Origin of the sequence: Mycobacterium sp. NBC_00419 (assembly GCF_036023875.1) — a bacterium.
Taxonomy (GTDB): Bacteria; Actinomycetota; Actinomycetes; order Mycobacteriales; family Mycobacteriaceae; genus Mycobacterium.
The window spans coordinates 2,506,089-2,521,005 of record NZ_CP107931.1; the positions used below are offsets into that span (position 1 = coordinate 2,506,089).

Here is a 14,917-nt window from a genome sequence, read left to right on the forward strand (position 1 = left end):
GTTGCATGCCCCATACCATACGCGATGTGCGGGCCAAACCACATGGGGGTTCGCATCACGCTGATGTTCAAACCTGTGCAACTCCCAGCTGCAGGCACCATCATTGGGGCGTCCATTAGTCGGGAGGAACCACAATGACGTCAGCCCAGAATGAGTCTCAGGCGCTTGGTGCGCTTGCCGCGCGGCAACTCGCGAACGCGACCAAGACGGTCCCGCAGTTGGAGACCATTACTCCGCGGTTTTTGCTGCATCTGTTGAGCTGGGTGCCGGTCGAGGCCGGTATCTACCGGGTCAACCGGGTGGTCAATCCCGACCGGGTAGCGATCCATGCCGAGGTCGGCGGGGAGAACATCGAAGACCCGCTGCCTCAGACCTATGTCGACTACCAGACCAGCCCGCGCGAGATCACGTTGCGGGCCATCTCCACGCTGCTCGACGTGCACACCCGGGTCTCGGATCTGTATTCCAGCCCGCACGATCAGATCACCCAGCAGCTGCGGCTGACGATCGAGACGATCAAGGAACGCCAGGAATCCGAGCTGATCAACAACCCCGAGTACGGGTTGCTGTCCCAGGTCACCCCGGAGCAGACGATCAAGACCATCAAGGGCGCCCCGACCCCCGATGATCTCGATGCGCTGCTGACCAAGGTGTGGAAGACCCCGGCGTTCATCTTGACCCACCCACTCGGCGTCGCAGCCTTCGGCCGCGAGGCCACCTGGCGTGGGGTGCCCCCGGTGGTGGTCAACCTGTTCGGTGCGCAGTTCATCACCTGGCGCGGGATCCCGATCATCCCCAGTGACAAGGTGCCGGTGGAGAAGGGCAAGACCAAGTTCATCCTGGTGCGCACCGGTGAGGAACGCCAAGGCGTGGTCGGGCTGTTCCAGCCGGGTCTGGTCGGTGAGCAGGCCCCGGGTCTGTCGGTGCGTTTCACCGGCATCGACCGCTCCGGTATCGCCTCCTACCTGGTGACGCTGTACTCCTCGCTGGCCGTGCTCACCGATGACGCGCTGGCAGTGCTCGAAGGCGCGGCGGTGGACCAATACCATGAGTACAAGTGAGTATCGATCGGTAGCCGCCGAAGGCGGCCTCCCGATCAGCGAGGCCGAACTGGCCGCCATGGCAACACAATTGCTCGCGGCCAGCATCCGGCCCGGCAACGATTCACCGCCGCAAACGGTGCCGCCGGCACCCCGCGGGTCGGTTCCCGACACCACAGCCGCGGCGTCCTACGCCTCGGCCGCGGCGGGTGGGGTTCCCTTCTCGCCGCCTGCGGTGTTCCTCGAAGCTCCGAGTGTGACGTTGCCGCCGCCGAGTTCACCTGGGCCGGAACCGGTTCCGCCGGGAACCGTTCCGGTGGCACCGCGCGGTACTGCACCGGACCTGACCACCGCACCGTCGGCGGGTCACGCCGCCTCGGGCGTGGCCGATGTCTACGCCCCGCCGCACCTGGAGGAGTTCGCCGTGCCCGACGGCATCGTTCCGACGGTGCCGGGGGTGTTGGCCGGTGCCACCCCGACCGCGCCGGTGGCGCCGCGCGGGTCCGTTCCCGGTTTTCTGCATGAAGTCCCCGGGATTCCCGATCTCAGTTTCCTGTCGGCACCCCAATCCGCTTCGGCCCCAACCGGAGACGAGGCGAACTACTACTTCACCTCGGCGGTTCCCGGGTTGACCCAACCGGTGCCGCAGATCCCCGACAAGCACGAGATCTTCGACGTCCACGCCATCCGCGCGGACTTCCCGATCCTGCGCGAAACGGTCAACGGCAAACCACTGATCTGGTTCGACAACGCCGCCACCACCCAAAAACCCCAAGCCGTCATCGACCGCCTGGCCTACTTCTACGCCCACGAAAACTCCAACATCCACCGCGCCGCCCACGAACTGGCCGCCCGCGCCACCGACGCCTACGAAGAAGCCCGCGACACCGTGCGCCGCTTCATCGGCGCACCGAAATCCGAGCAGATCATCTTCGTGCGCGGCACCACCGAAGCCATCAACCTGGTGGCCAAAGCCTGGGGCGGCAAGCACCTCAAGCCCGGCGACGAGATCGTCATCACCAACCTCGAGCACCACGCCAATATCGTTCCCTGGCAGATGATCGCCAAACAGACCGGCGCGATCCTCAAAGTCGCCCCCGTCGACGACGCCGGAAACCTGCTGCTCAGCGAATTCGAAGACCTGCTCGGCCCCCGCACCAAACTGGTCTCAGCCACCCAGGTCTCCAACGCCCTGGGCACCGTGACCCCGGTGGAGAAGATCGTCGAACTCGGCCACCGCTACGGCGCCCGGGTGCTCATCGACGCCGCCCAATCCGTGCCGCACATCCCGATCGACGTCTCCGAGACCGGTGCGGACTTCCTGGTGTTCTCCGGACATAAGATCTTCGGCCCCACCGGCATCGGGGTGCTCTACGGCACCGAAGAAGCACTGGCCGAGACACCGCCGTGGCAGGGCGGGGGCAACATGATCGCCGACGTCACCATCGAACGCTCGATCTACCAAGGCCTGCCCAACAAATTCGAAGCCGGCACCGGCAACATCGCCGACGCCGTCGGATTGGGGGAAGCGCTGCGCTACGTCGAGAAAGTCGGCATCGACCGGATCGCAGCCTACGAACACGCACTACTGGACTACGCCACCCCGCGGCTGGCCGCCATCCCCGGCGTACGCCTGATCGGCACCGCCGATGAAAAAGCCAGCGTGCTGTCCTTCGTCCTGGCCGGCCACGACCCGATCGAAATCGGCAAAGCCCTCAACGCCGAAGGCATCGCCGTACGCGCCGGACACCACTGCGCACAACCCATCCTGCGGCGCATGGGAGTCGAAACCACCGTGCGGCCGTCCTTCGCGTTCTACAACACCTACGACGAAATCGACGTGTTCATCGACGCCGTACGACGCATCGCCGAAGGCGGGTCGAACACGGGTTAGCGCCGGGGCGTCTTTTCGCCTGCCTCGACGGCGACGGTGAGCTTGTTCTGCGCGGGTGCCACCGGGCAGGTCGCGTAGTCGGTGAACGCGCACGGCAGGTTCGATGCTCGGTTGAAGTCGAGTGTCACCGCACCGTCGGGGTCGGGTGCGGCGATCGCCAGCGACCTGGCGGCAGGGTATGTCGTCACGCCACTGGTGGCATCGGTGAACAGCACGTGCAGGCCGCCCTGCGCGCCGGCGAAGGCGACGAGTTGCTGCCCGGCGCCCGACAACTCGAAGTCGACGACGCCGACGGCGCTGTGGTGGTGCTCCAGTCCTTCCACGACAGCACCGGTGGTCACGGTGGTGGGCTGCGTGTACGGGGTGAACCGGCCCGGCACCACCCAGCCGCCGCTCGGCGGGTACGCGGGAATACCGTTGTAGGACAGCAGGTATGGCGCCTTGGGGTCGTGCACCCGCAGGGCCACCGAGCCGGTCCGGCGGATCACCTCGATGCGCCGATCACCGTCCTCGACGATCAACCCCGGCGCGCCCTCCACCGGTTCGAGCCTGTCGAGACCCGCGATTCCCTCGACGTAGGCCGCCTCGGTGTCGGCCCGCCAGCGGCCGGGAAGGTCATCGATCGTCTCGAATTCGTCGGTGAGCCAGTGCAACCCGGTGATACTCACCCAGCCGAGCGGATCGCCGAAGTAGCGCTCTCGTTCGGTGTGCCACCCTTTCCAGGACGCGGCGAAATCCTCCGGACTACTCACAGCGGAGCCCCTTTCAGTCTCGACTGGGCACTCAGTGGCCTGCTCGGGATGAAATCTCGCAGCACCGGCGCCACCTCCGACTGGAACAGCTCCAGGCTACGGCGCCTCTGGGCGGCGGAGCCACCGTCGGTGTCGGCACTGAGGTGGATGACCTCATGGCCGAGCTGTTCGTGATAGCGGCCCACCTTGTCGATCACCTGCTGCGGGCTGCCGATCAAAGCCGAACTGCGCTCGACGAAGTCGTCGATGGACTCGAAGACCACCGGAAGCCCGGCCCGGCGGTGAAACTCCAGCCGGGTCTGGAAGACAGGCCGATACTCCTCTATCGCCTGCTGTGACGTAGGCGCGATGTGGAAGCCCGCGGTTCCGGCACCGACGAGCGCGTCCTCGGGACGATGGCCGTAGGACTCCCAGCGCTGCCGGTAGTGCCGGACCAGCTCGGCGTAGGGCTCGATGGGGAAGGTCACGTTGGCCGAGAACAATGGGTCGCCGTGTCGGGCGGCGAGATCGACGGACTCTGTGCTCGTGGCGCTTCCGTGCCAGATGCGGAGGTGGGGCTGCAGCGGCCGGGGCAGCGCCTTGGCGTCGACGAGAGGCGGGCGGAACTGGCCGGACCACGTCACCAGTTCGCGCTCCCAGAGCAGGCGGAAGAGCTCGTAGCCTTCACGATTGCGATCCCACTGGTCGGTGGGGGTCACGTGAAACAGATCGGCCTGCGCGGTGCCGTTGCCCTTGCCGATGATCAGCTCCAGACGGCCGCCGGACAGGTTGTCGAGCGTGGAGTAGTCCTCGAAGGCGCGGACCGGGTCGAGCAGACTCAGCGTGGTCACCGCCGTGAACAGACCGATCGTCGATGTCCGGGCGGCGATGTTGCTCAGCACCACGGGCGGCGAGGAGGAGATGAACGGGTCCTCGTGCCGCTCGCCCACGGCGAAGCCGTCGAACCCGAGTTCCTCGGCGAGCACCGCTGATTCGATGACCTCGTTGAGCCGCTCGGCAGGGCTCTTCTTCTCACCCGACACAGGGTCCTGTTGATGGGCGATCAGAGTGAGGAGAAGGAACTTCACGATGCCTCAATGAAGTGGACCCGACTGGTACGCACCAGGGTTGGAGTCGGGCAGATTGTATGGTCCAGATTCACAACGATCCGATACCTCGGGCCAGCGGGCTTCGCCGACCATGATTGCGGTCACAGTGCCAGTTCGACGCCATTGGAGGGGAAACATCATGGTGCGGCGGAATAATCCCGTGGCGAAACCTTCGCGCAGTAATCCCCGGCCGCTTGCCCAGCCGTTCGTGCGTGAGTGGGAGTGGCAGTCGGCCGGCAACTGTGTCGGGCACCCCGTGGAAGTGTTCTTTCCCGAGGACAGTCCACGGCGGGACCGTCGCAGACTCGAACAACAGGCCAAGAACATCTGCTGGGGCTGCCCCATCAAGGTTCAATGCCTGGAGCACGCGATCAATACCCCCGAGCAGTTCGGGGTGTGGGGCGCAACGACCGCCAGCGAACGCGGACAACGCATTACGGCGACCACGCGCAGCGCCGAAGGCTCACCCCGGTCAGCTCGCGGCCTGGGATACGCCGTCGGCGGTCGGCTGGCTCAGTAGCTCGACGACGGCGGCGAGCCCGCCGTCCGATCTGAGCGCAGCGCGCTGCTGCACAGCACCATTGCCATCGGTGAGAGTCCGTTGCAGCGACTGCCGAACGTTGGCGAGTTCGCTGAGCTCCTCGAGCGCCGGCGTCACCCACGTCACGAGAGACTCCAGAACGGCGCGCGCCGAGGTGATAGTGCCACCCAGCACGTCGTATCCCTGTCCTGTCACACCGTCGTGGGCCGCCTTCCACTTCGCGGCCACCAACGTCTCCGTCCCGATCTCCGCCGCGGTGCGCCCGGCGTCGAGTTCACCGAGCGCCGTGATCACCAGAGCGCGAATGAGGGTCGCCAACGTCACCGTCTCGTCGACGGTGGCCGGGACGTCACTGACCCGCACTTCGATTGTCGGCAGGTGACTCGATGGCCGGATGTCCCAGTAGAGCATCCGTTCGTCGAGCACCGCGCCGGTCTCGTGCAGCACGGCGGCGAGTTCGTTGAAGTGCTCTACCGACCGGAAGTAGGGCGGGGGTCCCGACACCGGCCAGCCGGTCTGTTGCACCGCACGCCAACTCGCGTAGCCGGTGTCGAAGCCGCCGTACACCGCCGAATTGGCGCTGAGCGCCAGCAGCGCCGGCAACCACAGCCGGACGTAATTGCTTACCTGCAAGGCAGTTTCGCGGTCCGGCATACCGACGTGCACGTGGCAGCCGCAGATCACCTGCCCGTAGGTGAGGCTGCCGAAGGAGTCGGTGATCCACTCGAAGCGGCTGCTGTCGGTGAGCGTGAAGGGTGGCTTGCCGACCGGCGGAACCCCGGCCGGGAGCAGCCGCGCCCCCAGGCTCGCCGCGGCCCTGGCGGCCAGGGTTCGCGCGTGAGCGAGTTCGTCACGCAGCTCGGCCGCGGAGGTGTGCACCGAGGTGTCGATCTCGACCTGGCAGTTGGCGAACTCGGTGGACAGGCTCAGGCCGAGGGCTTTCGCGGCCTCGACGACGGCCAGGTTCTGCCCGGCCGGAATGCCCGTCCCGGCATCGACCAACAGGAACTCTTCTTCGACCCCGAACGTCGTACTCGACGGGGGCTGCGTTGATCGACTCACCCGACTGTCTTACGCCGCCGCGGCCGCGCGAGCGCGGCATGCAATCGCGCTGATCAGAAGTATCCAGCCGGGCAGCACACGCGGTTACCGTTCGGCAGGCGCGAAGACGGACCCCTCGTGGACTTCCCTGTCTTCGAAGGAGATCAACCCTCGAGGGGACACCATGTCGAACCAGATTGACGAATCGGGCGTGGCTTCGGCCACCGCAACCGCGACGGGCGAGCGCCCGCACCGCAAGCTCCGCGGCACGCTGGGCGTGTGGGGCATCGTGTTCGTGGTGGTGGCAGCCGCCTCACCATTGGGCGTGATGGGCGGCCCGGTGCCGCTGGGCATCGGCATCGGCAACGGCACCGGCTTTCCCGCCATCTTCGTCGTCAGCACCGTGATCATCCTGCTGTTCGCAGTCGGATTCACCGCCCTCACGCCGTATGTGCCGGATGCCGGAGCCTTCTACTCCTATATCGGCAAGGGCCTGGGACGAATCCCCGGGTTCGGGTTCGCATTCGTCGCGCTGATCTCGTATCTCACCCTTGAGATCGCGGTCTACGGCCTGATCGGCCAGGGCGCCCAGGCGCTGTTCGCCTCCTACGGGCTTCCCCAAATTCACTGGGGTATTTGGGCTTTCATCGCGTTCGCGATTGTCACGCTGCTGGGCCACTTCAACATCGACCTGTCCCGCAACGTCCTCGGCATCCTTCTGATCGGCGAGGTTGCCATCGTGCTCGCACTCGACGCCGCCGTCATCTTCACCGGCGGTCACGAGGGACTGTCCACCGGCATCATCACACCGTCTGAAATCGTCTCGGGCGCACCAGGTCTGGCGCTTCTCTTTGCGATCCTGAGCTTCATCGGGTTCGAAGCGACCGCCGTGTTCCGCGATGAGGCCCGCGACCCGTTGCACACCATCCCGCGCGCCACGTACCTGGCCGTCATCCTCATCGGCGTCTTCTACACGGTCTCGACCTGGGCGCTGATCAGCGCCTGGGGCGACAGCCGGGTGGTCGAGGCCGCCGTCAACACTCCGTCGGACGTGCTGCCCACCGCCACCCAGGAGTACCTCGGTACGGCTGGCTTGCACATCGTGCAGGTGCTCTTCGTCACCAGCCTGTTCGCCTGCATCCTGTCGTTCCACAACATCGTCGCGCGATACGTGTTCACACTGTCCAATCGCAACGTCTTCCCCGGCCAACTCGGAGAGGCGCACGAAAGCCACGGCTCACCGCACCTGGCCTCCGGGGCCGACGCGGTCATCGTGGCGGTGGCGATCCTGATCGGCATCTTGTTCAAGCTCGACCCGGTGACGCAGTTCTACACCTGGCTGGCGGGCATCTCCACGGTCGGTATCACCACGTTGCTGATCGCGACCACTGTTGCCGTGCTGGTGTTCTTCGCACGCCGCAAGAAAGCGGGCCAGCTCGAGGTGTCGACCTGGCGCGCCTTCATCGCACCCGGTCTTGGCCTGGTCGGCCTGGTGATCGCGTTCGGCCTGATCCTGCAGAACCTGCCCGCCCTCGTCGGCAACTCGACGCCGATCGCCATCGGTGTCGGCGCCCTCCTGGTGGCGTTCTTCGCCATCGGCGCCGGCATCGCCGCACGGCGGCCCCAGGTGACCCTGGATTAGTTCCGCGTCGTAGCCTCGTGGCATGAGTGAGCCTTACGAATCGCTGGCCATCGAGGTCAAGGACAACGTCGCCCAGGTCACGCTGCTCGGACCGGGCAAGGGCAATGCCATGGGCCCCGCTTTCTGGGCCGAGATGCCGGCCGTCTTCGCCGACCTGGACGCCGACCCCGAGGTCCGCGCGATCGTACTGACCGGCTCGGGCCGCAACTTCAGCTACGGCCTGGACCTGATGGCCATGGGCGGCATGCTGCCGTCGGCGGGCGGCGATCCGTCGGCCCGCCCGCGCGCCGAGTTCCACAAGAAGCTCAAGGGCATGCAGCAGTCGATCACCGCGGTGGCCGACTGCCGCACCCCCACCATCGCCTCGATCCACGGCTGGTGCATCGGCGGCGGTGTGGACCTCATCAGTGCGGTCGACATCCGCTATGCCAGCGCCGACGCGAAGTTCTCAATACGCGAGGTCAAGCTGTCGATCGTCGCCGACGTAGGCAGCCTGGCGCGGCTGCCCTTCATCCTCAACGACGGTCACCTGCGCGAGCTGGCCCTGACCGGCAGGGACATCGACGCCGTCCGCGCCGAGAAGATCGGCTTGGTCAACGACGTCTACCCCGACCCCGAGGCCAGCCTGGCCGCAGCGCACGCCACCGCCGCGGAGATCGCCGCCAACTCACCGCTGGTGGTGCACGGCATCAAGGACGTGCTCGACGAGCAGCGCACCGCAGATGTCGCCGCCAGCCTGCGCTATGTCGCGGCGTGGAACTCGGCGTTCCTGCCGTCGAAGGACCTCGGTGAGGGCATCAAGGCGATGTTCGAGAAGCGCAAGCCGGAGTTCACCGGCGAATAGCGCGCCTAGCCGGCCTTGATCGCAGGCACGGCCTTCGACGTTGCCAGGACAGTGGGCTCATCCGTCGGCTGGGTCGTGGTCGTGGCGCCCATCTCGATCGGATGCACCGCCGGCGAAGAGTAGGGCGGGAACTTGGTCTCGGCACCCGAGTCCGCGCTGACACCGGTCCCTCCAGCCGGAAGCGAATGGGCGATGCCGAACAGAGCCATCACCGCTAGGGCGGCACTGCCTACGGTCGCTGCCAGCAACCTCTTACGGGAATCCGAGCCTTCTTGCAGATTCGCATGTGAGTTCATCTGGGACAACACCTTTCGAGCGCGTGGAGGGCGGCGTCAACCGGCCCGACCAGTCCTCATCGACTGGCCGAGCAACGAATTTGTCGCCTGTAACTCCGTTGTACGCCCGACTTGGCCGCCAAAGCACGGTCCTCAAGGTGACCCACAGAAACTCGGTCGCCGGTGCACAGTAGCCACGCACCGAACCGCCAGAAAGGCGCCAACCGACTGCCAGGAAGCAGCCCCCACCCATCACAGAGCGGTGGCGGAGGGATTTGAACCCCCGGACGGTGTTAGCCGTCTCTCGCTTTCAAGGCGAGTGCATTAGGCCGCTCTGCCACGCCACCGCGAACAAGCGTAGCGGTGTGCGTTTCCGATGCGGGTATCGGCCGAGCTAGACCCGGCCGATTTTCGCCGAAGAGCCGCCGGTTTTCAGCGATGCGCTGATCCTGCGGCAGTTCTCCCCCATCGCCGACATCTGAGGACGCGACAGCGGCCCGAGGAAGTTCTCCCGTACGCCACGCGCGTAGGTGAGCATCGCTTCCTCGACCACCTCGCGGCCGCGATCGGTGATGCTCGCCAAGACTCCGCGCCCGTCATCAGGGCTCGCGTCACGACGCACCAACCCGGCCGTCTCCAGACGCCGAATCTGGCGCGTCACCCGACTCGGCAACGACATGAGTTGCTCGGCGAGATCCCCCATCCGCGCCGACCCTGTCTCAGAGTTGTCCAAGATCTCCAACAAACGGACATCCACCAGCGTCAGCTTGTGTTTGTCCACCAAGCCACGATTCAACGTTCCGTAGAGTCGCAGCGCCGCGTCTAGAAAATTTTGCCAAGCTCGTTGCTCGGCAATATCTAGTCCCGGCATTTCAGATGCAGTCCGCCCCGCAATAATCCCTCCCATAGCGCAATCGTAAGCGACGCTACCGAGTTCGAGGCCAAAAGCCTCGCTTCGGGCGAAACGTACCGGTAGTACGTTTAGGGCATGTACGCCATCGTCGCCGAGTCCTCCGACAACCTGCTCTGGCGGGAAGTACCCGATGTCTCACCGGAACACGGCGAGGTACTGATCAAGGTCAGCTCTGCGGGAGTCAACCGGGCCGATCTGCTGCAGGCCGCCGGCAACTATCCGCCGCCGCCGGGCGCGAGCCCGATTCTGGGACTCGAGGTCTCCGGCGTCATCGCCGCTGTGGCTGATGGTGTCTCGGAATGGAGCGTGGGACAAGAGGTTTGCGCTTTGCTGGCAGGCGGTGGTTACGCAGAATATGTGGCGGTGCCCGCCGGTCAGGTGATGCCGTTGCCCGCCGGTGTGAGCCTGCACGACGCCGCCGCGCTACCGGAGGTGGCGTGCACCGTGTGGTCGAACGTGGTGACCGCCGCCGCGCTGCAGCCCGGTGAAGTGTTGCTCGTGCACGGCGGCGCCAGCGGCATCGGCACGCACGCCATCCAGGTCGCGCATGCACTCGGTGCTGTGGTGGCTGCGACCGCGGGTTCAGCGGAAAAGCTTGAACTCTGTCGCGAATTCGGTGCCGACACCGTGATTTCTTACGGTGCCGAAGATTTCGTCGATCGCATCCGCGAAGCCACCGGCGGCGCGGGTGCCGACGTGATTCTCGACATCATGGGCGCGGCCTACCTCGACCGGAATCTCAACGCACTGGCGCCGGACGGCCGGCTGGTCATCATCGGCATGCAGGGCGGCGTCAAAGCCGAACTCAACATCGGCAAGTTATTGACGAAGCGGCTGCGCGTGATCGGAACTACGCTGCGCGCCCGACCGGTCGAGGGTGCGCACGGCAAGAGCGCGATCGTCGCGGCGGTGGTGGAATCGGTATGGCCGATGGTCGGCGACGGCCGGGTGCGTCCCGTCATCGGTGGGCGCTACCCGATCACCGACGCCGTCCAGGCGCATCGGGCGCTGGCCAGTGGACAGACCTACGGAAAGGTCCTGCTGACCGTCAGCGAATAGTGGTTCAGCCCAGCGAAGCCAGCGCGCGGACCAGCTGGTCGACTTCACCCAGGGTCGAATAGTGCGCCAGTCCGATGGTGACCGCGCCGCCGATGTCGTTCACGCCGATCAGGTCGAGTACGCGTGAACTGGCGTTGCAGATGGCCAGGATTCCGTTGTCGGCCAGCCGCTGGACAACCCGTTCGGCGGGCACGCCATTGACCGCGAAGCTCACCACCGGAATGTGTGCCTCGGGGTGGCCGATGACCATCACCAGTGGAAGCGACCGCAGCGAGGTCATCAGGTAGTCGAACAGCTGGCTGAGGTAGCCGTTCGCCGATTGCATTGATACGCCGAGTCTTTCGCGTCTGGTACCCCGAGCGGACTCGTCGAGCCCGGCCAGGTATTCCACGCTGGCGACCACACCGGCCAACATCCCGTACTGGTGGCCACCGAGCTCCAGGCGAGCCGGGCCACTGGCATACGGGTTCATCGACACCGAACCGAAGGAGTCGATCAAGGACGGGTTGCGGAACACCAGCGCGCCGATCGGCGGGCCGCCCCAGGCCGGCGCGTTGAGCGCGACCACGTCGGCCTCGACCTCGTTGATGTCCAGCAGCTGATAGGGCGCAGCCGCCGAATGGTCCACCACGACCAGTCCGCCGACGTCGTGCACGAGCTTGGTGACGGCGCCGACGTCGGTCATCGTGCCCAACGTCGAGGACGCCGACGTCAGCGCCACCAGCCGGGTGGGCGGGGTGATCAGGTTCTCCCACTGCCAGGTGGGCAGCTCGCCGGTCTCGATGTCGACCTCGGCCCACTTGACCTTCGCGCCATATCGGTTGGCCGCACGCAGCCACGGCGCGATATTCGCCTCGTCGTCGAGTCGGCTCAGGACCACTTCATAGCCGATCCCCGCGCGCGACGACGACGCGTCGGCCAGCGACGTCAGAAGGATCGATCGGTCCGCACCGAGCACCACCCCGCCGGGGTCACCGTTGACGAGGTCGGCAACGGCCTGGCGGGCCGCCTCGAGAACCGCGACGCTGCGCCGCGAGGACGGGTGCGGGCTGGCGAGGTTGGTCGCCGAACCGCGAAACGCCGTCGACACGGTCGTGGCAACGGACTCGGGGATCAGCATCCCCGCCTGGGCATCGAAGCGCATCCATCCGTCGCCCAGCGCTGGGTGCAGACCTCGCACCCGGGCAACGTCATATGGCATGCAGCCCACCTTAAAGCGTCAGCGATTTCGCTACCGAGACAGCGATGGCGCCTCCGGCCCCGCCAGCGGCGCTGAAGCCAGGATCACCTCGGCAGCCATACTAGTCCAGTGAGCTTCGGGTTCGGAGTCCTGACCGCGGTCCTGTTGCTGACCCTGCCAGGCGCTGTGGTGGCGATGGCGGGGCGGCTGAGCTGGCCCGTCGCCCTCGCCGTCGGCCCTGCGCTGACCTACGGCGTTGTGAGCGTGGCCATCATCCCGTTCGGTGCGGTCGGGATTCCGTGGAACGCGCTGACCGCGCTCGCCGCCCTGATCGTTGTGGCAGCAATCGTCCTGGGTTTGCGGGTTCTGCTCACCCGGTTACGCAATCTGGATAGCGCCAGGCCCGCGGTATCGCCGGGCCCGGCCCTGCTGGCGGGAGCCGGGGTTGTTCTCGGTGCCCTCGTGATCGGTTTCGCAGCCTGGAAGGGCACGCCCCACTGGCAATCGATCCCCAGCAACTGGGACTCGGTGTGGCACGCCAACACCATCCGCTGGATCCTCGACACCGGCCAGGCCTCCCCGACCCACATGGGTGAGCTACGCAACGTCGAGACTCACGCCGCGCTCTACTACCCGTCGGCCTTCCACGCCCTCGGCGCGGTGCTGGCCCAACTGACCGGTGCCGCGCCGACCACCGCGTACACCCTGAGCGCGCTGGCGGCGGCGTGCTGGCTCTTTCCGCTCAGCGCGGCGCTGCTGACCTGGCAGGTGCTGCGGCCCCGTATGTCGCAATGGCGCACCGCGGGGGCTGCGGCCACCGCGGCTGCGCTCTCGGCGTCGTTCACCTCGGTGCCCTACGTCGAATTCGACACCGCCTCGATGCCGAACATGGCGGCCTACGGCCTCGCGGTGCCGGCGTTTGTCCTGATCACCTCGTCGCTGCGACACCCGGAGCGCGTCCCGTTGGCGGTGCTGGCCCTGGTCGGGGTGTTCTCGGTGCACATCACCGGCGGCGTGGTGGTGGTCACGTTCGTGGCGGCGTGGTGGCTGCTCGACGCGCTGTGGCACCCCCTGCTGGGCAGGTTCCGCGACTTCGTGACGCTGGTTACCATCGCGGCGACGACGCTCGCCGTGCTGCTGCCCCAGTTCCTGGGCGTGCTGCAACAAGCCGAGATCATCACCGGGCACGCCTTCCTCACCCACGAGGGCCGCAAGAAGGCGCTCTTCGACGCGATCGTCCAGCACACCCGGCACCTCAACGACTTCCCGATCCAGAACATCCTCATCGGACTGGCCGCCGCGGGATTCGTCCTGCTGCTGGTCAGGCGGGTCTGGTGGCCGGCGGCGGTGTGGGCGCTGCTGGTGGTGTCGATCGTGCATTCCTCGGCCCCGTTCGGCGGACCCATCGGGGTGATCACCGGTAAGTACAGCGACCTGTTCTACAGCGACCCGCGCCGGCTCTCGGCGGTGGTGACATTGCTGCTCGCGCCGATGGCGGGCGTCGCGCTGTGGTCGCTGGCGGTGCTGGTGATGGCGGGGGCGCGGCGGCTGGCCCGGCGGCGGGGCGCGTCCGACCCGGACCGCGGCGTGTGGATAGGTGCGACGGCGTCCCTGCTGATCGCGGTGGTCGTCGCGTTGAGCTGGCATTACTTCCCGCGGCACCGGTATCTGATGGGCGAGAAGTACGACCAGGTGATGGTCGACAACAAGGACCTCGCGGCGATGGCGTACCTGGCCAGCCTGCCCGGTGCGCGGGACACGTTGATCGGCAACGCCAATACGGACGGCACCGCCTGGATGTACGCGGTCGCGGGCCTGCACCCACTGTGGACGCACTACGACTACCCGGTGCAGCAGGGTCCCGGGTACCACCGATTCGTCTTTTGGGCGTACGCCGATGACGCCGATCACGATCCCCGCATCGCCGAGGCGGTCAAGGCACTGAACATCCGCTACGTCCTGACCGGCAGCCGGATAGTTCGCGGGTTCGTGATGCCCGACGGTCTAGTGTCACTAGACAAGTCCGCGTCGTGGGCGAAGATCTACGACAACGGTGAGGCCCGCATCTACGAGTGGCGCGGGTCGACGCCGGCGGACAGCCGATGAAACTACGGGGCAAGGGAATGCTCAGCGCATGACAGCCAATACCGACGACGACAACATCGAAATCATCAGCGGCCCGGATGCACTGCCGGGCGGCGGCGACGACGAGCGTTCGATCACCGAACTGGTGGAACAGCCGGCCAAGGTGATGCGGATCGGCACGATGATCAAGCAACTGCTCGAGGAGGTCCGGGCGGCTCCGCTTGACGACGCGAGCCGCACCCGGCTGCGCGAGATCCACGCCACCTCCATCCGGGAGCTCGAGGATGGCCTGGCTCCGGAGCTTCGCGAGGAGTTGGAGCGCCTGGCGCTGCCGTTCTCCGAAGAGACCGTGCCCTCAGATGCCGAACTGCGCATCGCACAGGCACAGCTGGTCGGCTGGCTCGAGGGGCTTTTCCACGGAATTCAGACCGCGCTGTTCGCTCAGCAGATGGCCGCCCGCGCCCAACTGGAGCACATGCGCCAGGGCGCCTTGCCGCCCGGCATCGGACAGCCGGGAGTACCCGGCGGCCCCGGCGGTCATGGGACCGGGCAGTACCTGTAGC

Annotated in this window: 14 protein-coding genes and 1 tRNA gene; 8 read left to right on the forward strand and 7 right to left on the reverse strand. The window is 66.5% G+C overall.

All coding sequences use genetic code 11. The features are described from left to right. Window positions 1-134 precede the first annotated feature (134 nt). Together OG976_RS11990 and OG976_RS11995 are read left to right on the forward strand one after the other, a co-directional pair. On the forward strand, window positions 135-1,061 hold the full coding sequence (locus OG976_RS11990; protein ID WP_328362293.1) for a family 2A encapsulin nanocompartment shell protein: 927 nt from the start codon (window positions 135-137) through the stop codon (window positions 1,059-1,061). Further along, a complete protein-coding gene (locus OG976_RS11995; protein WP_328362296.1) occupies window positions 1,048-2,934 on the forward strand; it encodes a family 2A encapsulin nanocompartment cargo protein cysteine desulfurase in 1,887 nt (628 codons plus the stop codon). Before OG976_RS11990 ends, OG976_RS11995 begins: the two co-directional genes overlap by 14 nt. Here OG976_RS11995 and OG976_RS12000 read toward each other — a convergent pair. Further along, a complete protein-coding gene (locus OG976_RS12000; protein WP_328362299.1) occupies window positions 2,931-3,686 on the reverse strand; it encodes a DUF1684 domain-containing protein in 756 nt (251 codons plus the stop codon). The genes OG976_RS11995 and OG976_RS12000 overlap by 4 nt on opposite strands. Further along, window positions 3,683-4,753, reverse strand: a complete 1,071-nt coding sequence (locus tag OG976_RS12005; protein WP_328362302.1) for an LLM class flavin-dependent oxidoreductase — start codon at window positions 4,751-4,753, stop codon at window positions 3,683-3,685. The genes OG976_RS12000 and OG976_RS12005 overlap by 4 nt, the downstream gene beginning before the upstream one ends. Before the next feature lie 181 nt (window positions 4,754-4,934). On the opposite strand from OG976_RS12005, the gene OG976_RS12010 reads away from it, so the two are divergent. Continuing rightward, window positions 4,935-5,294, forward strand: coding sequence for a WhiB family transcriptional regulator (locus OG976_RS12010; protein WP_328362305.1), 360 nt, complete (start codon window positions 4,935-4,937; stop codon window positions 5,292-5,294). On the opposite strand, the gene OG976_RS12015 is transcribed toward OG976_RS12010, so the two are convergent. Continuing rightward, on the reverse strand, window positions 5,247-6,377 hold the full coding sequence (locus tag OG976_RS12015) for a carboxylate-amine ligase (protein ID WP_328362308.1): 1,131 nt from the start codon (window positions 6,375-6,377) through the stop codon (window positions 5,247-5,249). The two genes, OG976_RS12010 and OG976_RS12015, sit on opposite strands and share 48 nt — an antisense overlap. Before the next feature lie 163 nt (window positions 6,378-6,540). Between OG976_RS12015 and OG976_RS12020 the strand changes: the two genes are divergently transcribed. Together OG976_RS12020 and OG976_RS12025 are read left to right on the forward strand one after the other, a co-directional pair. After that, the gene (locus tag OG976_RS12020; RefSeq protein ID WP_328362311.1) at window positions 6,541-7,998 is read left to right on the forward strand and encodes an APC family permease; all 1,458 of its coding nucleotides are present in this window, start codon (window positions 6,541-6,543) and stop codon (window positions 7,996-7,998) included. 22 nt (window positions 7,999-8,020) lie between these two features. Then, a complete protein-coding gene (locus OG976_RS12025; RefSeq protein ID WP_328362314.1) occupies window positions 8,021-8,842 on the forward strand; it encodes a crotonase/enoyl-CoA hydratase family protein in 822 nt (273 codons plus the stop codon). A 5-nt stretch (window positions 8,843-8,847) separates the two neighbouring features. On the opposite strand, the gene OG976_RS12030 is transcribed toward OG976_RS12025, so the two are convergent. The 3 genes from OG976_RS12030 to OG976_RS12040 form a co-directional block, all read right to left on the reverse strand. Next, a complete protein-coding gene (locus OG976_RS12030; protein ID WP_328362316.1) occupies window positions 8,848-9,138 on the reverse strand; it encodes a hypothetical protein in 291 nt (96 codons plus the stop codon). Between the two features lie 239 nt (window positions 9,139-9,377). Then, window positions 9,378-9,464, reverse strand: a tRNA-Ser gene (locus OG976_RS12035). 47 nt (window positions 9,465-9,511) lie between these two features. Continuing rightward, complete coding sequence (locus tag OG976_RS12040) at window positions 9,512-10,024, reverse strand: MarR family winged helix-turn-helix transcriptional regulator (RefSeq protein WP_328362319.1); 513 nt, start codon at window positions 10,022-10,024, stop codon at window positions 9,512-9,514. Window positions 10,025-10,105: 81 nt separating this feature from the next. On the opposite strand from OG976_RS12040, the gene OG976_RS12045 reads away from it, so the two are divergent. Next, window positions 10,106-11,089, forward strand: coding sequence for an NAD(P)H-quinone oxidoreductase (locus tag OG976_RS12045; RefSeq protein WP_328362322.1), 984 nt, complete (start codon window positions 10,106-10,108; stop codon window positions 11,087-11,089). Window positions 11,090-11,093: 4 nt separating this feature from the next. Here OG976_RS12045 and OG976_RS12050 read toward each other — a convergent pair whose 3' ends face one another. Next, window positions 11,094-12,290 (reverse strand): cysteine desulfurase-like protein, encoded by a 1,197-nt coding sequence (locus OG976_RS12050; protein ID WP_328362325.1) that lies wholly within the window; start codon window positions 12,288-12,290, stop codon window positions 11,094-11,096. Between the two features lie 108 nt (window positions 12,291-12,398). Here OG976_RS12050 and OG976_RS12055 point away from each other — a divergent pair, with 108 nt between their 5' ends. Next, window positions 12,399-14,375 carry a DUF6541 family protein gene (locus OG976_RS12055; protein WP_328362328.1) on the forward strand — a complete coding sequence of 659 codons (1,977 nt, stop codon included), beginning with the start codon at window positions 12,399-12,401 and terminating at the stop codon, window positions 14,373-14,375. A 28-nt stretch (window positions 14,376-14,403) separates the two neighbouring features. Beyond that, complete coding sequence (locus OG976_RS12060; RefSeq protein ID WP_328362331.1) at window positions 14,404-14,916, forward strand: bacterial proteasome activator family protein; 513 nt, start codon at window positions 14,404-14,406, stop codon at window positions 14,914-14,916. Window position 14,917 lies beyond the last annotated feature (1 nt).